20 protein-coding genes and 1 other RNA gene are annotated in these 21,562 nt (G+C 49.4%); 3 read left to right on the plus strand and 18 right to left on the minus strand.

Going from position 1 to position 21,562, the window contains the following annotated elements; translation table 11 throughout:
* Positions 1-514: 514 nt before the first annotated feature.
* Positions 515-781 (plus strand): hypothetical protein, encoded by a 267-nt coding sequence (locus tag FXF61_RS14915; protein WP_178087288.1) that lies wholly within the window; start codon positions 515-517, stop codon positions 779-781.
* A 641-nt stretch (positions 782-1,422) separates the two neighbouring features.
* Here the strand turns inward: FXF61_RS14915 and FXF61_RS09495 are convergent.
* A complete protein-coding gene (locus tag FXF61_RS09495) occupies positions 1,423-1,893 on the minus strand; it encodes a MaoC family dehydratase (RefSeq protein ID WP_151185030.1) in 471 nt (156 codons plus the stop codon).
* Positions 1,877-2,869, minus strand: coding sequence for an alpha/beta hydrolase (locus FXF61_RS09500; protein WP_151185031.1), 993 nt, complete (start codon positions 2,867-2,869; stop codon positions 1,877-1,879). Before FXF61_RS09500 ends, FXF61_RS09495 begins: the two co-directional genes overlap by 17 nt.
* A gap of 425 nt (positions 2,870-3,294) precedes the next feature.
* Here FXF61_RS09500 and FXF61_RS09505 point away from each other — a divergent pair, with 425 nt between their 5' ends.
* Positions 3,295-4,986: a long-chain fatty acid--CoA ligase gene (locus FXF61_RS09505; RefSeq protein ID WP_151185032.1), complete on the plus strand. Its 1,692-nt coding sequence runs from the start codon at positions 3,295-3,297 to the stop codon at positions 4,984-4,986.
* Between the two features lie 394 nt (positions 4,987-5,380).
* Here FXF61_RS09505 and FXF61_RS09510 read toward each other — a convergent pair whose 3' ends face one another.
* The 6 genes from FXF61_RS09510 to FXF61_RS09530 all read right to left on the minus strand — a co-directional run bounded on the left by FXF61_RS09510 (position 5,381) and on the right by FXF61_RS09530 (position 10,788).
* Complete coding sequence (locus tag FXF61_RS09510; protein ID WP_178087222.1) at positions 5,381-5,608, minus strand: hypothetical protein; 228 nt, start codon at positions 5,606-5,608, stop codon at positions 5,381-5,383.
* Between the two features lie 365 nt (positions 5,609-5,973).
* On the minus strand, positions 5,974-6,111 hold the full coding sequence (locus FXF61_RS14920; RefSeq protein WP_178087289.1) for a hypothetical protein: 138 nt from the start codon (positions 6,109-6,111) through the stop codon (positions 5,974-5,976).
* Positions 6,112-6,368: 257 nt separating this feature from the next.
* Positions 6,369-8,366, minus strand: a complete 1,998-nt coding sequence (locus FXF61_RS09515) for a U32 family peptidase (RefSeq protein WP_151185034.1) — start codon at positions 8,364-8,366, stop codon at positions 6,369-6,371.
* A gap of 120 nt (positions 8,367-8,486) precedes the next feature.
* Positions 8,487-9,272, minus strand: coding sequence for a hypothetical protein (locus FXF61_RS09520; protein WP_178087290.1), 786 nt, complete (start codon positions 9,270-9,272; stop codon positions 8,487-8,489).
* Between the two features lie 58 nt (positions 9,273-9,330).
* Entirely contained in the window at positions 9,331-10,407 is a 1,077-nt protein-coding gene (locus tag FXF61_RS09525; protein WP_151185036.1) for an RNA-guided endonuclease TnpB family protein, read from the minus strand.
* Positions 10,408-10,608: 201 nt separating this feature from the next.
* Entirely contained in the window at positions 10,609-10,788 is a 180-nt protein-coding gene (locus FXF61_RS09530) for a hypothetical protein (protein ID WP_151185037.1), read from the minus strand.
* Positions 10,789-11,183: 395 nt separating this feature from the next.
* On the opposite strand from FXF61_RS09530, the gene FXF61_RS09540 reads away from it, so the two are divergent.
* The gene (locus FXF61_RS09540) at positions 11,184-12,023 is read left to right on the plus strand and encodes a mechanosensitive ion channel family protein (RefSeq protein WP_151185039.1); all 840 of its coding nucleotides are present in this window, start codon (positions 11,184-11,186) and stop codon (positions 12,021-12,023) included.
* A 360-nt stretch (positions 12,024-12,383) separates the two neighbouring features.
* Here FXF61_RS09540 and FXF61_RS09545 read toward each other — a convergent pair whose 3' ends face one another.
* From FXF61_RS09545 to FXF61_RS09590, 10 genes are all read right to left on the minus strand, one after another.
* Positions 12,384-12,914 (minus strand): N-acetyltransferase, encoded by a 531-nt coding sequence (locus FXF61_RS09545; RefSeq protein ID WP_151185040.1) that lies wholly within the window; start codon positions 12,912-12,914, stop codon positions 12,384-12,386.
* A complete protein-coding gene (locus FXF61_RS09550) occupies positions 12,911-13,180 on the minus strand; it encodes a DUF1778 domain-containing protein (protein WP_151185041.1) in 270 nt (89 codons plus the stop codon). The genes FXF61_RS09545 and FXF61_RS09550 overlap by 4 nt, the downstream gene beginning before the upstream one ends.
* Positions 13,181-13,443: 263 nt before the next feature.
* Positions 13,444-13,752: a type II toxin-antitoxin system RelE/ParE family toxin gene (locus tag FXF61_RS09555; protein ID WP_151185042.1), complete on the minus strand. Its 309-nt coding sequence runs from the start codon at positions 13,750-13,752 to the stop codon at positions 13,444-13,446.
* On the minus strand, positions 13,752-14,000 hold the full coding sequence (locus tag FXF61_RS09560; protein ID WP_151185043.1) for a type II toxin-antitoxin system ParD family antitoxin: 249 nt from the start codon (positions 13,998-14,000) through the stop codon (positions 13,752-13,754). The genes FXF61_RS09555 and FXF61_RS09560 overlap by 1 nt, the downstream gene beginning before the upstream one ends.
* 226 nt (positions 14,001-14,226) lie before the next feature.
* Positions 14,227-14,616: a transfer-messenger RNA gene (gene ssrA, locus FXF61_RS09565) on the minus strand.
* A gap of 279 nt (positions 14,617-14,895) precedes the next feature.
* The gene (locus FXF61_RS09570) at positions 14,896-16,476 is read right to left on the minus strand and encodes a Fic family protein (RefSeq protein ID WP_151185044.1); all 1,581 of its coding nucleotides are present in this window, start codon (positions 16,474-16,476) and stop codon (positions 14,896-14,898) included.
* Positions 16,477-16,754: 278 nt separating this feature from the next.
* Positions 16,755-18,761, minus strand: a complete 2,007-nt coding sequence (locus tag FXF61_RS09575) for a nucleoside-diphosphate sugar epimerase/dehydratase (RefSeq protein WP_151185045.1) — start codon at positions 18,759-18,761, stop codon at positions 16,755-16,757.
* A 57-nt stretch (positions 18,762-18,818) separates the two neighbouring features.
* Positions 18,819-19,844 (minus strand): glycosyltransferase family 4 protein, encoded by a 1,026-nt coding sequence (locus FXF61_RS09580; RefSeq protein WP_151185046.1) that lies wholly within the window; start codon positions 19,842-19,844, stop codon positions 18,819-18,821.
* 30 nt (positions 19,845-19,874) lie between these two features.
* Positions 19,875-20,450 carry an acetyltransferase gene (locus FXF61_RS09585; protein WP_151185047.1) on the minus strand — a complete coding sequence of 192 codons (576 nt, stop codon included), beginning with the start codon at positions 20,448-20,450 and terminating at the stop codon, positions 19,875-19,877.
* Positions 20,451-20,583: 133 nt separating this feature from the next.
* Positions 20,584-21,546, minus strand: coding sequence for an SDR family oxidoreductase (locus FXF61_RS09590; RefSeq protein ID WP_151186067.1), 963 nt, complete (start codon positions 21,544-21,546; stop codon positions 20,584-20,586).
* Between the last annotated feature and the right edge of the window lie 16 nt (positions 21,547-21,562).

A 21,562-nucleotide genomic window follows, 5' to 3' on the forward strand; every position in this document is an offset into this window, starting at 1 on the left:
TGCCACGCAAGAGCTATTAAAAACCGACGAAAAACACCTGTCCCGAAGTACGCTTTGCCACGCAATTGTTAATGGCCATTACACCTCAAATAAAAAACTTTTAGGAACAGTTGGCGCATGTTGCAGCGTGCAAGTGTTGTTCTTCCCTTAACACGCCATCCTGGCGTGATGCGGGCGCTACGCCATCCATGGCTTCGCTCGCCACAACACCCGCACACTGCAGTTGATCATTGATGTTGTTTTCAAGTCTGTAGCATGGCTCGTTTAAAGCAGGAGCATTGATCTGCGCTAGGGTTTGCTCATCTTATAAAAACTTAAGCCAGCATAGCCAAGAGCAAACCTTAGAGTTCAGAGCCATAGTCAAAGTCAAAGTCAAAGCCAGAACCAGAACCAGAACCAGAACAAAAAATCACCCACCAAACTTAACGTGTAAACACAAAGCTTCCAGATACAGATGAGCCCTATATCAATCTTAATAACAACACCGCTGATCAACGAGTGCTTCGGGGTTGGTGTGACAAGCGAAGCCATGGATGGCGCAGCGCCGGAGTTGAACCCAGGATGGGTTCATCGACGGAAAAACACCTGTCCCGAAGTACGCTTTGCCACGCAATTGTTAATGGCCATTACACCTCAAATAAAAACCTTCAGGAACAGTTGGCGCATGTTGCAGCGTGCAAGTGTTGTTCTTCCCTTAACACGCCATCCTGGCGTGATGCGGGCGCTGCGCCATCCATGGCTTCGCTCGCCACAACACCCGCACACTGCAGTTGATCATTGATGTTGTTTTCAAGTCTGTAGCATGGCTCGTTTAAAGCAGGAGCATTGATCTGCGCTAGGGTTTGCTCATCTTATAAAAACTTAAGCCAGCATAGCCAAGAGCAAACCTTAGAGTTCAGAGCCATAGTCATAGTCAAAGCCAGAACCAGAACCAGAACCAGAACAAAAAATCACCCACCAAACTTAACGTGTAAACACAAAGCTTCCAGATACAGATGAGCCCTATATCAATCTTAATAACAACACCGCTGATCAACGAGTGCTTCGGGGTTGGTGTGACAAGCGAGCCAGGGAGGGTGAGCGCCGGAGTTGAACCCAGGATGGGTTCATCGACGGAAAAACACCTACCCCGGAGCACGGTATGCCACGCACAGGCTGTTAAAAACCGACAAACAAACAAAACCCAACAGTACTGTATGCCACGCAAGAGCTATTAAAACCGACAAACAAACAAACCTCAAAGTTCGCTATACCACGCACAAGCTGTTAAAAACTAACGAACAAACACCCCTGAATACGCTATGCAAAGCAATGACCAGCACACCCCAATAAAAAAATTTCAGGAATCATTTGCGCAAGGCAAGAAGTGAGATACTTAATCAGATGCCCGCTTGTGATGTCAGCGGGCAGGATATCGATAAATTACTGAGCAATAAAATCAGGCAACTCGGCAAGCGTCACGGTTTGCGCTTTACGTGGAGCAATAATCAACGCCTCACCATCAACAACCACCTCATCACGCTGATTAACCACCCGCGTACCAATACGCACACGAAATCGAGGTAACTTCTCTAAGATTTCCAACTGCACCGTCAACTCATCTTGCAACTTAACCGGCAATTTAAACTCCATCTGCTGACCTAGATAAATAGTACCCGGCCCAGGCAGCTCACAAGCAACCGCAGCACTGATTAACGCACCGCTGAACATACCATGCGCAATGCGCTCTTTAAACATGGTGCCAGCAGCATAGTCTGCATCCAAATGCACAGGGTTACGATCGCCTGACATACTGGCAAACATCATAATATCGTGCTCTGTCACCAACTTACTAAACGTCGCTTTTTGCCCGACTTCTAAGCTGTCATACGCAATACTAATACTTTGTGTCATGTGGTCTCTCCAGATCAAAAGGTGCTGCTGTGGGTGGTTTGATATCACGCTGACTCGCTAAAGCAGCCTCGAGCCATTGAATAAGATCGGCAGTCACTTCGCCGTGATTGATTTCTTGCAGTACTTCATGGCGCGCTTCAGGATAAATACGAATATCCACCGCGCGATTACCTGATTGACGCAACACATTGGCCAAATCAACCAGACGATGGCCATGGTTAATGGGGTCCGCATCGCCACCAATAATCAGTAACGGCAAACTGTTATCGATTTGTACCATATTGCGCACAGGCGTTACATGCTGCAAACCACTGAGCATGTCGAGCCATAATTGCGTGGTGCAGGTAAAACCACACAAAGGGTCATTAATGTACGCCTCCACTTGCTCGCTATCACGCGATAGCCAATCCCAATTGGTGCGTCGCTTTTTAACCGCACGCTGGTAAGGATAAAACACCACTAGATCCAGCAATTTACTACGCCCTTTAGCACCCAAGCGCCAGCGTTCGAAGCGCGCGATCGCCATCGCAAAACGATAACGCAGTGACGTTTTAAAGTAATTTGAGCCCGATAATATAGCGCCTTGCATGCTGCAACTGTGCTGCATTAAATACGCCAACGCCACATAACTGCCCATACTGTGTCCCAATAAAAAAATCGGCGTATTGGGGTAATGGATTCGAATATGATGATTCAGGCAAGACAGATCATTTACCACTAAGTCCCAGCCGTGTTTATCCGCAAAATAACCCAAGGTGCCAGTCGTTGCAGTGTGGCCATGGCCGCGCTGGTCCAAAGCAAACACAGAAATACCTTGCTCAGCCAGACTGCAAGCAAAGCGTGCATAGCGTTGACTGTGCTCAGCCATGCCGTGAGCAATCATGACAATGGCTTTGGGCTGTCCTTCACTGGACCAATGATTGACATACAGCTGAGTTGCATCATTGGCGGTTAACCAAAATGCTTCATGGCGCATGCTGGCCTCCTCCTCGGTGCGGGCATAATTTCATTGTAGTGCTTATCTGCGCGCTTGGGGAGATACGCTCGAACAGAACCACAACATAGAACTAAAATCGAATTTTGGTTGATAAAGTGACTAAAAAGCCTACTTTTGTGCTGGCCGCATATTTATAAAACTGCTAATCTCAAGCCGTTTGCTACTAAATACAAAAAGCGAAGCAAAACAAATAACCATAATCACGTCTTAATGAGATGGTTGACAAGAACACGCAATTCAGTGACTTTGAGCACAGAACCGCGTAACTGGTAGGCATCCTTCAGCGTAAACTAAGTCGTAAGCAGCGATTAAGACACTTGCGTATATATGTTGTCTATTTATAGTGTGTTTTTGTTAAACACTTTCACGAGCAAAAATGAGCTGTTGCTTAGGAGTTGACTTGCATGAACGAAGACTTCTGGAAGGACAAATACCCCGAAGGTATTCCTACCGAAATCAATCCTGATCAGTACCCTAATATTCAAGCGGTATTGAAAGAGTCCTGCCAGCGTTTTGCTGACAAAGCGGCCTTTACCAACTTGGGCAAAACACTCACCTATAGCGATCTTTACCGAATGTCTGGGGATTTTGCTGCGTGGCTACAAAACTATACAGAGCTGCAACCTGGCGACCGTATTGCGGTGCAACTGCCGAACCTGTTGCAATACCCTGTGGTGGTATTCGGTGCGATTCGCGCCGGCTTAGTGGTGGTCAATACCAACCCGCTATACACCGCCCGCGAAATGGAGCACCAATTCAAAGACTCTGGCGCTAAAGCACTCGTATGCTTGGCCAATATGGGCCATTTAGCTGAAGCTGTAGTACCCAACACCGACATTAAAACTGTCATTATCACCGAAGTTGCTGATTTTTTATCGCCAGCTAAGCGTATATTGATCAACAGTATCGTTAAATATGTTAGGAAAATGGTACCGGCATTCCATATTCCAAACGCACTCAAGCTCAATGACATCCTGGAACTGGGCAGCCATAAAGCAGCGCGTAATGCCAGCCCCAGCGCTGATGAAGTTGCTGTATTGCAATACACTGGCGGTACCACAGGCGTCGCTAAAGGCGCCATGCTGACGCACCGTAACTTGATTTCCAATATGCTCCAAGCTGAGACGATGATGGCTTCAAATTTAGGGCACGGCACTGAAACCATCGTTGCACCCTTACCGCTGTATCATATTTATGCGTTTACCTTTCATTGCATGGCGATGATGAAAACAGGTAACAACAACTTGCTGATCACCAACCCGCGTGACCTGCCAAGCATGCTTAAGGATATGAAAAACAATAAATTCACCGGCTTTGTCGGCCTCAATACTTTGTTTGTTGCCCTTTGTAATAACGAAGACTTCCGCAAGCTTGATTTTTCCAATTTAAAAATGACCATTTCTGGTGGTATGGCTCTGCAGATATCCGCTGCGGAGCGCTGGACTCAAGTTACCGGCGCGCAAATCTGCGAAGGTTATGGCATGACCGAAACCAGCCCTTTGGCAACGGTCAACCCGATTCAAAAAATCCAGCTGGGCACAATTGGTATTCCAGTGGCATCAACGCTGTGCAAAATCATTGATGATGATGGTAATGAACTGCCAATTGGCGAGAAAGGCGAGCTTTGCGTTAAAGGCCCACAAGTCATGAAAGGCTATTGGTTGCGAGAAGATGCGACTAAAGAAGTGCTCGATGACCAAGGCTGGTTACGCACCGGCGATATTGCGATCATTCAGGAGGATGGCTATATCCGCATTGTTGACCGCAAAAAGGATATGATTTTGGTGTCAGGCTTTAATGTCTATCCAAATGAAATTGAAGATGTCTTATCAAAACTGCCGAGCGTGTTGCAATCTGCAGCAATTGGTGTGCCCGATAAGAAATCAGGGGAAGCCATCAAAGTATTTATTGTCGTGCGCCCAGGTGAAAGCCTAACCGAAGAGCAAGTAATCGAACATATGCGCAGCAATTTAACCAGCTACAAGATAGCGCGTCAGATTGAATTCCGTGATGAATTACCAACAACCAATGTGGGTAAAATCTTACGGCGCGCGCTGCGTGATGAAGAGCTCAAAAAGCTGGATGCAGCGGGTTAATTTAACCGAATAGCTGCGCTGTGATGGCGCACGCTGAATCTGAAAACGCGAGTGCATGCTCGCGTTTTTTTATGCCTGCTAGCTGAGTCGGTGGGTCTCGCAGCGGTCTTTTAAATGGATTTTACATGTCAAAGGCAGCGGACATTAACAAGCTGGACGTGAATAATCCCAGCGAAAATAGCGAAAGTGTTACCGTGACCGGTTGAATGGCTCCTGTTACTTCTACATAGGACAGAAGACAATAGCCAAAAAGCCATAAATTTTTTATATGCACCAGCAGCCCAGCTGGATAGAGTATTACACGCTGGAAAAAACTGCAGGCATTAAAAAACGCGCAATCGCGTAACGCCCTAGTAAGGCGGAACGATTGCGCGTTTATAATCTTTTTTGGAGATTAAGCTTTTACTGCTGACGCAGGTAACTCTGCTGGTTTACGTGTCTCTGGTGTTGAGCGACGGAAATAGCTGACTTGTTGTTGACCACTTAAACCACGAGGAACTTCTTCAATCTCACCGCCCTTCTTTAAAAAAGCTGCGGTTTGCTCTGCAAGTGTATCGCGTGATGTAACGGCTTCTGCGGGTTTCGCACGTGTGCTAGAACCTTTAATACGCATGACGATCATGGCCTCCTCAAACGTTTAGGCTCTAAATAATACGATAAAAACCTATAAAAGTCAATCACATATAACTTAATGTTATAAATAAACGGACTGTATGTGATTTACTGGTTATTGCTGTGCATGTCGTACTTCGAAATTGGTGTTTATCCGTCGATGAACCCATCCTGGGTTCAACTCCGGCGCTCACCATCCATGGCTCGCTTGTCACACCAACCCCGAAGTACTCGTTGATCATCGGTGTGGTTAGCATGATTTATATAAGACTCGTCTGTTTCTGCTGCTTTTATGTTTGGACGCTAAATTTGACGTGCAATATTTTATGGCACAGAGATCCCTGTGCTTTACTCTGGCTCCGCAGTGGTGTGTTTTTAGAAGACTAAAAAACCACACCGATGATCAATAGCAGTGTGTGGGTGTTGTGGCGAGCGTAGCCAGGGATGGCGTAGCGCCCGCATCACGCCAGGAAGGCGTGTTAAGGGAAGAACAACACCTGCACGCTGCAACATGCACAGATCATGCTCGATGCTTTTGTTTTTAAGTTGATAAACAAGTGCGCAGCATACCGTACTTCGGAATTGGTGTTTATCCGTCGATGAACCCATCCTGGGTTCAACTCCGGCGCTCACCATCCATGGCTCGCTTGTCACACCAACCCCGAAGTACTCATTGATCAACGGTGTTGCTGGCACTATTTATGTACGACTCATGTATTTCTGATAGAGCTGCACGATCACCGCTGAATCCGCATAAAAACCCAACAGCCTTAGCGCTTAATCGTCTTCAACAATTCCTCAGGACTGATCTGACCAACAATACCAGCGTTCGATTGCGCGCTACCCAATTGCGGCATATTAAGAATATGGCCTTTCATTTTACCGATGACATGCATCTCGCACGGTTTGCAATCAAACTTCAGCGTCAGCACCTCATCACCATGAATCAACTGCATATCACTGACTTTAGTGCGCACGCCCGTCACACCCTTAGCTTGTTTTGGACACAAGTTAAACGAGAAACGCAGACAATGCTTAGTGATCATCACCGGCACATCGCCCGTTTCTTCGTGCGCCTCATAGGCCGCATCAATCAATTGCACGCCATAACGGTGATAAAACGCGCGGGCTTTTTTATTGTAGACGTTAGCCAAAAAGGTTAGATGCGATTCAGGATACACTGGCGCTGGATCACTGACGGGTTTACGGAAACCTTTCGGATGCGCGGCAACACGCGCGGCAGTCAGCGCTGCAATGGCATCACGGCGCAAGGCCTTCAATTGGGAGTTCGGCACAAACCACGCCTGCTCAGCTTGCACATCAATATTCTGCGCATGATAAATCGTCGTACCCAGCTTGCTCAGGGTATCTTTGATTTGCGCGATAGCTTGCTTGGCATCACTGGCCACAGTGAACGGACCCACCTGTTGCACACTGACGCTTACGCCCTCTTCGCTAGTAGCCGTTAAGGTCAATTGCTGCTCATCAACCTGCAGCTGCCAATCCACTAAAACGCGACGTTCAGACGATTTCTTTTGCAACGCCTGCTGCCAGTTATGATCCATATTGCGATTGAGCTGATAGGGCGGGCGCAGCTGCTTAAGCTCTGCACGCATATCATTGGGCACCACACGGTACTGGCGCACCATTTGCCCATCAAGCTCATACTCACAAATTTGCTGCACAGTATTGGCACGAAAACCCACCACTTCACGCTTATATAAAACGTTTAAGCCATCGCCATTGGCCAAAGCCTCGGTGGTTTGTACGCTAATATCGTTTTTACCAATGCCCAGAATTTCACCCACCGGCAAACCAATAAACTTCGGCGAGTCAAACGCGCCAATATCAATTTTACGGTCGCTAACAAAATAATCAGTGCTGCCTCGGTGGAAAGTTTTATCAGGATCAGGGGCAAAAAAGTGCTCAGTAAAACCACTGGATGAACGCGCCAGCTCAGGGCGGTCCAATAAAATCTCATCCAATTGTTGACGGTAATAAGCAGTGATATTTTTCACATAGGTCATATCTTTATAGCGCCCTTCAATCTTAAAGGAACGCACACCAGCATCGACCAAATCACGCAAATTAGCGCTTTGGTTATTGTCCTTCATCGACAGCAAGTGCTTGTCGTAAGCCACCACGCGGCCTTCATCGTCTTTTAAGGTGTAAGGCAAACGGCAAGCTTGTGAGCAATCACCGCGGTTGGCACTGCGGCCAGTTTGCGCATGAGAAATATTGCACTGCCCAGAAAACGCCACACAGAGCGCACCATGAATAAAGAACTCAATCGCTGAATCAACATTCTGGCTGATCTCACGGATTTCTTGCAGGTTCAGCTCGCGGGCCAAGACCAACTGGGAAAAGCCCACTTGTGAGAGAAACTGAGCTTTTTCTAGGGTACGAATATCGGTCTGGGTGCTGGCATGCAGTTCAATCGGCGGCAGATCCATCTCCATCACACCTAAATCTTGCACAATCACCGCATCCACACCGGCCTCATACAGCTGCCAAATTAACGCCCGCGCTGGCTCCAGCTCATCATCGTGCAAAATGGTATTGATGGTGACAAACACCTTGGCATGGAACAGATGGGCAAACTCCACCAGCTCAGCAATGTCACTCAAACTATTGCTGGCATTATGCCGCGCGCCAAAACTCGGCCCACCAATATAAACCGCGTCCGTACCATGCAAAATGGCCTCTTTGGCAATAATGGCATCGCGGGCAGGACTGAGTAACTCAAGGTGGTGCAGAGGTAGAGACATAGTTTTTAAGAATTCAAAAATAAATAAGCGGGACAAGGCGCTGCGCGATTTAATAATCGAGGCTCAGCGCCAAAATACAAGCGCGCAGTTTAGCACAGGGCTGCGCCGGACTGCAGACCATCAGTCGACTATAGAAAACTGCACAGACCCTGTTTGCCCCGCCTCATCCAGGACACTGAGTTGATAGATGCCTGTCTTGCTAAATACTTGATCAAAGCCCTGCCCGTTCGCAATGTTTAACAGCGGTCGGCCATTGAGATACCACCACTGCTGCGCCCCGCCACCTTGCGCAGAAAAACGTAGGCGCAGCTCGCCTTGTTGTCCGGCAGCACGCTGCAATCGGTCACCCTCACTGACGCCGACAATCTGTATCGGCTCACTAGAGACAGCAAGCGCTGGCGGGCAGTTGGGATCAATCACTGCTAAACGCGAACGGCGCTGCTCGGCCAAGGGCAACCAAGGCTCTAATGCCGCTGGCCAGAGTGCGACACGCTGCGCCTGCGCGCCGGGGCAGTCTTTACCTACACGCAAGCCTTGTTTATTCAGCCAAATTAGCGGTTGCAAGGTACTGCTAAAGGGCTCACCCATAGTTAAGGTCGGCGGAATGGTGCCATTCAGCGTCCAAGCAAAACGCCACAAGGGCGTGCCATCCTGCGCCAGCACCATCCGCGCCATATCATCTTTTGGTAATGGCAAAGGATCCAAGCGATCCGCCAGCCAGAGCAGCCCGCAGACCAGTAATACAGCTAAAACCCAACCGTAGGGCGAGCACTTGTACCCGCGATTAAAAACATTCAGAACCAAACACTCCCACAACCCAACCGTAGGACAGGCACTCGTGCCCGCGATTACACCATGCTCAAAGCGCACCTTTTCGATTTCCGCAGAGTTTGGGTTTAAAGGCAAATCACGTAATCTTAGTTTTTGTGTGCTCGAAGTAACGCTGTTACGGCTATTGACATCCTCACCGCCCTAAAGAGGCGGTGATTCCTACAGCTAGACGGCCATGCCCGACCGCGAGAATGTTACGTGCCGCGTTTATATCGCGGTCGCTGTGCCTGACACCACACGCACTGCACGTCCATTTTCTTATTCCAAGCCCTGCGATACCTCTCGGCCTGCTATCGGGCAGTGCGCCACAACAGCTACAGGTTTGGGTGGTGTATGCCTCGTTCACTTCCTTAAAAACAATGCCTGCGTGAGCGCATTTATAGTCCAGCATTGTTTTTAATTGCCCCCAGCCAGCATCCAATACTGACTTGGCCATCGTGGTTTTAACGAGTTTTAAACTACTGACATTGCCCACATAGATTTCACCGCAGCGGTTGACCAGCTTGCGGCTGAACTTGTGCAATGCGTCTTTTCTACGGTTAGCGATTTTCGCGTAAATAGTTTTAACTTGGGTTTTGTTCCTAACCCGTTGCGCTATGGCTAACTTTTCCTCAAGCCCACGATAGAAGCGTCCCGCTTCCAGCTTGGTGCCGTCGGAACAGGTAGCGGTGTCGGTTAAGCCAAGGTCAATACCGATGCGATCTTGGCCTGCTGGTATCTGGCCCTGCACATCAACAACTACATTGAAGTACCAGCGGCCACGGGCATCTTCGTTGAAGCTGCCAGAGCGAAACGTATATTGGCCCAAGCCGTAGCTGTCCCACACTTTAAAATAGTGGCCATTGTGGTAGACCTGCCCATTTTTCCATTGAGCCACAGCTGTATTGATCGGTATCCAGCCCAATGAGCGGCGTACACCGCCTGATTTGCGCCAATTCAGTCGCGCCTTTTTGAACTGCCTGCGGCGCGTCGTGTACTCAACTGCAATACGCTGCACTGTTTGGCTGTGTAGCCCTAAGTCCTTACCTGCGCCATTGGTATATTTCTGAACATCATAGGCTGACAAAAACACACCACGCTCTTTAATCGAGCGCTGGCTCAACTCATTAACAAAGTTCCAAACGAAATTGACGCTTCGAGCCATGCTATTAAGCAAGGGCAAATGCCTGTCTCGTACTCGGACTTTTAATGTTTTGGTGTGCTTTATCATGCTGTATATAATATCAGTACCAACCTATACTGCAAAGACTCGAACAACCTATTAGGGGGCTGCTTACGCCGCCCTCGCTATCCATCCTCGCACTCAAAGTACGAGGCTTTCCGCGATTTTGGTAACTTATGCTTTTTCGGTCTCTCACCTTACATAAGCAGCTGACAAAGAGGGTTAGCTTAACAGCAGGCCACTATTGCACTAACGCACGTTTGTAGGCTGTTGACTCATTTGCTTTGCTTTAGCCAGCATTTCCTGCTGCTCAAGGGTGGCGCGGGCGACTATTTTCGAGAAAATTCTTTCTTTTTCCTGAGCTGAAGCATCGCGTATAAAGTCCGAGAAAGATGTTTTCACCAACTCTTCACTTTTTACCGTATTCATTTACTTCTCCGCTGCTCGCTAAACCAATAATGGTTTCTAATTGGGAGCGAGTGTACTTTTTGCTCAATAGAGCGTCAATATCGCTTACATCAAGATAAATAGTTTCACGCCCCGTTGGTGCGCCGAGCATTCTGATGAGCCCTGCCCAGGTAAGACCGGCACTTGTGCCCGCGATCAAAACCATCAAAAACCACCCGCATCCGCAACCGATAACATCATATCCAGCATCCCCGCCAATATGCTGACCATCAAATATATGCCTACGCGAAGTTTCTCTAACGCGAAGCACCCACGCTCACTGCGCGGGGTTGAGCCCTCAGCCATTACTATAGCCCTTCAAAACCAACCCCAGCCATGTAAAATGGCCACACATTCACGAATATTAGAGAAATAACATGCCAGACATTTCCCCCGAAGCCTTGCTAGAAAACATGCAAAACGACTGGCTGCCGCTCATAGTCGAACACGGCCTGAACGTACTCTTTGCCATTCTCACGCTTGCCATCGGTTGGTGGTTGATCAGCCGTGTGATCAAAACCTTCACCAACGTATTACAAAAACGCCATGCCGACGCCATGCTGACTGGTTTTCTTAGCTCACTGGCCAGTACGTTACTGCGTATCCTCTTATTGCTAAGTGTTGCCGGTATGCTGGGTATCGAAACCACATCATTTATCGCCCTTATCGGTGCCGCAGGTCTGGCTGTGGGTCTGGCTTTACAAGGCAGCTTGGCCAACTTTGCTGGCGGCGTGCTCATTCTGTTTTTACGCCCATTTCGCGCCGGTGACTATATTGAAGCGCAAGGCACTGCCGGTACAGTAGAAAGCATCCTGATTTTTCACACCGTACTGCGTACCGCTGATAATAAAACCATTATTTTACCCAACGGCTCACTGTCCAACGGCAGCATCACCAACTACTCCACCAAAGCGACTCGCCGCGTGGATATCAATGTTGGGATCAGCTATGACGATGATATTAAACAGGCACGGGCGATTTTGCTGGGTTTAGCCGCTGCAGACGAGCGCGTACTGAAGGACCCTGAAGCCGTTGTCTACATGACCTCACTGGGCGACAGCACAGTCAATATGTCTTTACGTATGTGGACCAAAACGGGGGATTTCTGGGGCGTGTTCTTTGAAGTCCAAGAGCAAATGAAAGAAGCCTTTGACCGCGAAGGTATCAGTTTCCCCTTCCCGCAGCGCACAGTGCATCTCAACCAACAGGCACAATAAGCGTACCGACCAAGATTACAGCCAGCGCATTGATCACTCACCGGAAGCTCGTAGCAGTTTTTTATCAGTGCGCAGGCTGCGGTCTGGAGCTGCACTCGCTAAGTATTAGACTGGCATTTTACTATAGCCAGCTCATATGCAAAGTATTTAGTACGCTAAAGCTGCACACTTAAAGTGTAGGTGCGAGCTCTAAGGAAACGCTGAATAATTACCTGCGTTGTCAGGGTGGTGTTAAAAAACGGCTCAAAATGCTCATTTACTATATGTAAACTGCGTTTTTTCGCCGTTTTTTGCCTAGCCCTGACTGCCTCGCCAACATTATTCAGTACTTCCCTAACACTACAGTTGAAACACAGCACACTAAGTGAACAGCTGCGCCACAGTTTTCATGGGTAAAAACATACGCACTCGTCCATTCTGCTCACATAGCACTTGAAACCCAAACGTCTGATAGAAGCTTTGAGCTGAGTCCGTTAAGCAATCAACCACGATTGCGTATGCTCGCATATGCGCATTCACATCCCACAAATATTCTAGTGCTTTAATCAGGCTCACTTTACCTAGACCGCAGCCATGAAACGCTTTATGAACAGCTAGCTGAGCCAGTAGAAAAACAGGCACGGGATAATGCGGTAGTTTTTTAGCCAATGCAGCAGGCAATGTCTCACGGCAAATCGAACTGGGCGCAACGCTATAAAACGCACAGATCGGATACTTCTGATTGATCAGCGCTGCAGTGCCAGGTAACACCATTGTGCGGCTGATGCCGGCCTGCATATGTTTAGCCGCTTGAGTATGGATAAAGGTATTCAGCTCACTCTCACCACAATCAAAAGAATCGCGGTCATGCTTGGATTTACTAAGTTCTTCAAACGTCTTTGACCAACTCATTTAAAGTCACTCGCTTTGGTAAAGGCCGCTGCCTCTAGCAAAGCTTTGTTCGGTGCCTGAGCCTGCTCACAGGCTGCCATAAACTGATCAAACACATTGTCTTCAATAGTCATGCTTTCGTGCTCAGCAATCACCTGAGTCGAATCCTCATCCATCAGCCTGACCACATATTCAGTTAAGCTTTTTAAGCCTAGCAGCGCAGAGGCTTTTTCAGCTTTAACTTTAATCTCTTCATCAAGCCTGATGTCTAATCGTGCAGTTGCCATTCTATCTCCTTTGTACGTATAAACTCCGTACCATATAGAGATAGTAATACAAGTCATGGGCACAAACAATATGTACGGAAGAATGCCGGATTAATTTTAATAACTAGAAATACAATCCCTTGATGCTAACAGTAGAACGAACAGCCCCAGAACACAGCACCCATAACCTCTTTCTTCACCGTATAGTTTGGGCTATGCGCTAGCCAAATAGGGCTGACTGGTGCGGCTTGTAGCGGAAAATTTCGGGTGTTGAAATCAGAGTGTCAGCCTTCCTGGAAGTAGCTGATGGTGTCCATTTCCTTGTGGGGTATGCCGATGATATCTAAGGTTCTACTGTCAAGCAGGTAGAACACTACGTGCTGACCTTCAGGGAAGCTGTGGTATCCCTCGCAGATATCTGGACGGTGCTTTCCCAGTTGTGGGTTTTCAGCCAGCCAGTCAAAACGTGCATCAAGGCTCTTCAAGTAGTGGTTTCGCTGGGCTTTGCCCCAAGTGCGCTCGGTATAGCGACCAATATTTTTAAGGTCGTCCCGCGCCCGTGGGGTCACCCGGACTTTTCTTACGGGCTGCATCAGGATTCAGCATCCAGATCATTGATCAACGAATCCATTGAAAAGTCATCAACAAACTCGCCATTTTTGGCTTGGTTTGCACCTTCTGACAGGTGGGCGCGCAGAGCTTCGAGTTTGCTCTTGCGCTCTTCCATGGCGCGCAAGGCATCGCGTACCACTTCACTGGCGGAGCCGTAACGGCCGCTGGAAATTTCATTTTTGATGAACACCTCCCAGTGCTCACCCAGACTTAGACTGGTAGTAGCCATAACACACCTCTATTATTCATATTTAATAAATATGAATATAGCTCACGCTTACTAGGGTGACAAGAACAACTCAGTCCTTGGCCAGCTGACTCACATCTTCGCCGGTTGAGGCCTGCGATTACAAAGCCAGCGAAGTCCGCAAACCCTTGCCATATAAGGCCTATGGCGCAGGGCGCAGGGCGCAGGCATAAAAAAAGCGAACTGAGATCAGTTCGCCTTTTTGATTTGGTGGAGCCGGGGGGATTTGAACCCCCGTCCGCCAGTACTCCGCTGTCGGTACTACATGCTTAGCCGTGTCTACTAATTTAATCCGCAACCGCCCGATCGGCAGGGTGTTTTGGATGAGTTGTGTAAGTTTTAGCCACGTCGTCCACAACGTACTAAGCGGCGATTCTGTTCTATCTGACAGTCAGTTCGAGTTTACAGACATCCTCTTGTGACTGCTGGCGCCGAAGCGACCAGAGGAGCGGCTAGGCTGCTTACGCAGCTAGAGCTGTTGCTCCGTAGTTTTCGTCATTGGCAACTATAGAAGTTGCAACAGTGGATTTACGAGTTCTGTTACCAACTCGGCATGCACCTAAAGTTTCGCAACCAGCGTCGAATCCTAATCGGCCCCAAAGCTGTTCACTTACAAGGTGACAGAACAAACATCATACCCTAAAAAGCACCTTCTGTCGACTCACCATCCTTTATGGAACTGAATCAAGCGACCGCTCTTTATCGTTTGCTTAACTATTAAATGGGGCTGTATTCTGGCTTTTCAAGCCATAGCACATAATATTTTTCATCCAAGACAGCCTGCGACCCACAGAGTAATTCCACCGCCGCCTCACCAATATCATAACGTTACTGGCCTGAAGTACGTTCCACGACAAAGCTTAAACACAATGAATAATTATTCCGATGTAGAGAAAATATCTGCGTCTTCCTGAAAAGCTTGAGCAACTGCTGCGACAATCTCATCCCACACCCCGTGCTGGCAGAGCACCGGCATTTCCTTGGCGAGTACATTGCTGAGAGCGCCACGGTTTTGCTCAATGGAACGCAGCAGTCGGTCTGCCTGTTGGTCGGGCATCTCGACAATTTCCTTCAGCGCCGCACGCGCTTGTGCATGACAGCGCAGGTAGCGTGATTGATCGCGCATCTGCTCGGTCAGTGTACGGCTGATAATGTTAGCCGAAAACACGACATGCGGTCCGAGGTCAGGATAGCGCCATAACGGCCTAGACTGTGCATCCCCTTTAAATTCAAGGTTAGAAACCACTCCATCCGGATAAGAGGTCTGCACCGCATTGAACTTGACCTGTTCACGCACGGCCTGCATAAGAGGTTTGGATACCCGATCCAACACCCGGTCATAGGCGCGCCGTTCAAGCGCATCGTCGCTGATAACAGCTGAAACTGGCAGAATCACTGGCTCTGGGATAACACCGTCACGCCGCAAAATATCGTTAACTAGAAAACGATGCACGCGACCATTGCCGTCAGCCAAAGGGTGGATATAGACAAAGCCGAAGGCCGCAACCGCGCTGCGCATAACGGCTGATTGGCCCTGTGTTCTTTCAAGAAATACCTGCAAGCCATGCAGCATGGCACAAACGTCCTCAGCGGGAGGCGCCACATAGTGCACAACGTCTTGATAGCGAACAGTTTCGCCGACAAACACAGGAGACTGACGCAGGCCGAAGTGAGTGATGGTCGTGCGCTCACCGAGGATAGCCCGCTGCAACTCCGCCAACGCCGCGTCGCTAAGCGGCAATTCACCCTGCCCAGTACGTCGCGCCATCACGTCGGCAAAACGCTGTACACGGCCCGCTCGATCTGCTTCGCCCTCGATAGCAAAGCTGGCTTTACTTTCACGTAGCGTTAGCCATACCGCTGCACGCATCAGCAGGTCTTCGCCAAACTCAGCAGTCAGCGCGGCGAACAGCTTGGGTATGTCCAAAGCGGCCGCCTGTATGACGACATCGGTCTTGACCACAGTAGGGCAGAAGTGCCGTGTCCCAGGTAGATTATCGTTGACCCGCCAGCGTTGCACTTTGCTGATCCGGTCATTTGAAGCGGCCACCAGCTTGCTGTCGTCGAGCGCATTGACGTAATTACCACTCAGCCGCTCGGGCAACTGCAACACTTGCCCAGTAAGCCACTCGTACAAGAACGCAGCGCGGCGGGCATACTGCCCTGTGGGTTCAGCCATAACCCAGTTTTGAACAAAATCAGGGCCGCTGCATGCAAAAAGGCGGGACAAAAACTCCAAATGCACCACCTCATGGCGCAAATGGAACTGCAAATGCGCGCTCGACTGTGTCGCTGGACGCATTGTCTCAGGGTAGGTTTCCAGACGGAATCCATCATCAATCTGCGTGGCGCGCCGCCCGCCTACTTGGCTCATAACCGGCAGTCGCCCCAAGGGCCGTACGTCATAGGTACGCGCCAACCAAGCTGCACCGAGAGGATCTGTGGGCAAGTCAAACATAAGACTCTCCGAATAAGCAGCTGTCGTCTGCTCAAAATCGATGATATTCGCTGGATCGCCATCTGATATGGATTACGCGCGCATCAAAACGATTAAAAAGCCAAGATAATACTCAAAATCGATTATTGCACAGATGATGCTATAACCGTCAACAACGTTTGATCAGAGCACCGGTAGGCTGAACATCCATACCCTCGCACGAAGCTATTCCCCACGCACACCTTGCGCACAAACCGTAAGGTCGGCATTCATGCCCACGTGAAAACCCACGCCGACCTTCAAAGCGGCGCTTGCAGGCTCAACTTCTTCTGATTAAACACCCAATCCACCAACTCACCCTGCGGCACATAACCATCAACGGTTTGCCGCAAAATTTGGCGAATCAGTACACAATCACCACTGTCGACTGCGCTCAGCAATTCCTGCAGCACCACCGACAACTCAGACCACGGCAAAAAGTCTTCATCGGCACGCATGATCATTGCATGTTCCGTCGGTGAAACATTATCGCCAATCAGCAGTTCTTCATAAAGCTTTTCACCTGGGCGTAAACCACTGAACTCAACCGCAATTTCACCGCTGGGGTTACTTTCACTGCGCACAGTTAAGCCGGTTAAATTGATCATTTTCTCCGCCAGCTCAACAATCTTCACTGGCTCACCCATGTCCAAAACAAACACATCACCGCCCTGCCCCATGGCACCGGCTTGGATCACCAACTGCGAGGCTTCGGGAATGGTCATAAAGTAGCGGGTCATCTTGGGATGGGTAACTGTCACCGGACCGCCGTGCTTAATTTGTTCACGAAATAACGGAATCACCGAGCCCGACGAGCCCAGAACATTACCAAAGCGCACCATAGTGAAACGCGTGCTATTGACATAACTGTGCTCATCCGCAGTATCCATAAACATGGGCACAGCAAGCTCTTTACTCAACGCCTGCAACACCATTTCAGCTAAACGCTTGGTACTACCCATAATATTGGTCGGGCGCACGGCTTTATCGGTAGAAATCAGCACAAAGTGCTCAACTTGCGCGGCAATGGCAGCTTGTGCGGTATTGAGCGTGCCGATGACATTATTAAGAATACCTTCAGCGGTGTTGTGCTCCACCATCGGCACATGCTTGTAGGCCGCGGCGTGGTACACAGTATTCACTTTCCAAGTAGTCATCACCTCGCGCAAACGCTGAAGGTTAGCAATCGAGCCTAAAATCGGCAGCACACGCACACGCAAGGCTTCTTTACGCACCCGTACATCCAGCTCTTTTTGGATGCTGTAGAGATTGAATTCACTGTGCTCAAACAACAGCAAAGTGGTCGCGCCGCTGGCTAAAATCTGCCGACACAACTCCGAGCCAATCGAGCCACCCGCCCCGGTCACCATCACCACCTTTTCTTTAATACAGCGCTCAAACAACTCAAGCTGCGGGGCTACGGCATCACGACCGAGCAGGTCAGCAATATCGACTTCTTGCAGATCCTGCACTTTAACCCGGCCGCTGGCCAAATCCATAAAGCCTGGAATACTGCGCACATGCAGCGCAAACGGCTCTAACGCAGTCAATACCTCACGCCGCCGTGCGCGTGTCGCCGAGGGCATGGCCAATAACACCTGTGTTGCGCCGGTGCGCTCAATCATTTGCTGAATATGCTTGGGCTTATACACCTGCAAGCCTGCAATGGTGCGTGTGGCAATCGCATCATCATCATCAATAAAGGCAACGGGACGCATTGCTTTACCCATGCGCAAAGCCGTCACCAACTGATTACCCGCCGAGCCAGCGCCATAGATCGCCACGCGTGGTAAATGGTCAGTCTGTTTCTTAAACGGCATACTGGGCACGGCTTCCAACCAGTCACCCAGAAAATACTGGCGCATCAGCAAGCGCAAACCACCGATAGTGACAACACTCACCCACCAATAATTAATCACCAACGAGCGCGGGATAACGGCGGTACTGTCTTGAAACCAATAAATAGCCAGGGCAAATACCAAGGCCGAGATGGTCACCGCTTTAGTAATGGCCACCAGCACTTCTTTACCGATATAGCGCATCACCGCGCGATACATACCAAAGCGAATAAACAGCGGAATGGCAATCAGCGGCGCGATGATAAACAACCAGCGTTGCTCGCCTAACACATCAACCGGATAGTCCACACCCAAGCGCACGACAAACGCCATCCACAGAGAAAACCACACCAAGATGATATCTGTGAGCACCTGCAGCAAACGCTTATAACGGCGCGGTAGACCCAACAATCTGTCTTTGAGCTTCATCTGTGTTCCTTTAGATTCTGTGAGATTGTCATCGATATTAAACCCAATGCATGCATCTTAAGCACCAGCCTTTTCCAACTGCCCGGCCTTAAATTTCACAGCCAGCAGCACTAAAGGGATATAAGCAATCAGCACGCCAAGCAAGCCATCTAAATAACCAAGGCCCACCAATAAAGCCATAGGCAGCAGCCAAGCTAAGTTAATCAGCAGAACAGCCAGCGTCACTGGACGGTGTGCAGCATATTGACGCGACGCGTATTGATAAGCATGACTGCGATGCGCTTCATAGACCTTATCACCACGCAATAAACGGCGCAGCAGGGTAAAGGTTGCATCCACCACAAACACACCCAATAAAATCACCCAACTCCAGATTAACTCAGCCTTAAACCAAGCTGCCTGCAACGATAGCACTGCCAGAACAAGCCCTAAGAAACCACTGCCAGCATCACCCATAAAAACTCGTGCTGGTGGGAAATTCCAGCATAAAAATCCAGCCACGGCAGCGGCTAACAGCGCAGACACCAGCGCCAATGTCGAACCAGCACCCAGCAACACATACAATAGGGCCCCACCGAAGCACACACAGATCGCTTCGATGCTGGCAATACCGTCGATACCATCCATAAAGTTATACAGATTAAGCAACCACACGATATACACCGCTGCTAGTACATGGCCGATCACGCCCAAATCAAAGGCATAGCCAAACACCAGCAACGGCGGCAAACCACCCAGCCAGTAGAGTGCCCAAGCGGCTGATGCAAAGTGTCCGAGCAAGCGCCAGCGCGCGGCAATATGGCCATGGTCATCTAAAAACCCCAACACCGCCACACCGGTACCTGCGCCGACAATGCCGATCACAAATGACCAAGACAGCCACTGCATCACACCCATCAACAGTATGACTGCAAGAAAGCTCAAGACAATCGCCACACCACCACCGCGCGGCGTGGGCACCGAATGCGAACTGCGCTCGTTGGGAATATCCATCAAACTGCTGGCCAACGCATAACGGCGTAAAGCCCAGGTCAATACAAAAGCAGCTATAAACACAACTGCAACAATCAGCCCGCTATTCATCGGTAGTCCTTAGATAAACTCACTGTAAACTCAAGCACGTAAAGCTGTCCCTGCAGCTATATTTTCATTCTCAGCTACCACCACGCTGTAGCCAGCACTGCAACCTGCTTGCAACCAAGCCCGTGCACCAACACGTACACCGCCAGCAATTTGCACGCCTACACCTAGATGAGCAAAGTCACCCAGCACAGCATCATGGTCCAGTGTGGCATTGGCATTAATAATTGCCGCCCGCCCGACCTGCGCATCAACACCGACCATAGCCAACGCCATCACAGCGGTACCGGCACCTAAAGCGACCGAGGCACTGACATAAGCACGTGGATGCACGACAGACACCAACTCAATACCTGCTTCCTCAATGGCAACACACCACTGCTCACGCACTTGATTATTACCAACCGCGGCAATCGCACCTTGCACCTTATCAGCAAACCGATCCAAGCCCGCTACATCACTGACCACAGGCAAACCAAAGGATTCTTGCAACGCAGGCCAGCGGTCATCAACAAACAATACCCGCTGCCAAGCGCCAGACAACAAAGCTGACTCGGCTACCGCTTTACCGTGCCCACCGGCACCTAATATCAATAATGTCTTCGCCATAAATCTCTCATAAAACACATTATCTTCGGACGGAATACACATTATCGTAGGACGGGCACTTGTGCCCGCGAGCTGTCTACCCAACCTGGTTATATTCAACCCCGCCACATAACCCGCTCTTAAAACCAGCAAACTAAGTCTCTGCCAAATACGCCGCAGCCGTTTTACCCATGGCCTCTTCAACAGACACAGGCGGTGTCCAGCCCAGTAACTGCTCATTTTTAGCAATATCCACCTGCAACGAACCACATAAGCGTTGAGTAAAATCTCTTTTGCCCAGCAAGCTAAAAGCTAAATTCAACCAACTCATAGGTACAGGTAACAAGCGCGCAGGTTTACCCAGCGCCACACCCAGTTGCTGCAACATTTGCGTGGTTGATAAGTCGTTACCATCACTGGCCAAAAACACTTGATTAATAGCCCCAGGATGCTCAACACAGGTCAAAATCAAATCAACCAAGTTATCCAACGCAACCAGACTACGCTTATTGTGGATGGAACCCAAAGGCAAAGGTACGCCGCGCTGCACCCACTTCATCATGCTGCGAAAATTGGCCTTTACGCCTGGGCCATACACCAAAACAGGCCGTACAATAGCCACCTCTAAACCGGTTTCTTGCGCTAACGCCAACAGCGCCTGCTCCGCCTCATATTTAGAAACCCCATAGGGATCACTTGGGTTTACTGCAGCATCTGCAGTATAAGGTTGTCCGAGAGTTGTGCCCTCACCGTTGACCTTGATAGAGCTAACAAATACAAAGCGCTTAACACCAGCAGCAACAGCCTGCCGTGCTAATGCTAAGGTACCTTCAACATTCACTTTGCGAAACTCAGCTAAAGGATCAGCAGAGGTTTCATTCATCACATGCACGCGCGCAGCTGAATGAATCACCACATCAATACCTTGCAGCGCATCAGTCCAATCAGTTTGGGCAGTTAAATCAGCGACTTGTACAGCGTGCACAGTGCTTGGTGCACCAACCTCACGGCGCACTGCAATGGTTAAGTCGTACTGTTCATCAACGAGAATACGTTGTTGTATTGCGCCGCCTACAAAGCCAGTAGAGCCTGTTAAAAGCAGCCTGTTAGCGTTAATCAATTGGTAAACACCT

This window comes from Pseudomonas sp. C27(2019) (assembly GCF_008807395.1).
Classification (GTDB): domain Bacteria; phylum Pseudomonadota; class Gammaproteobacteria; order Pseudomonadales; family Pseudomonadaceae; genus Denitrificimonas.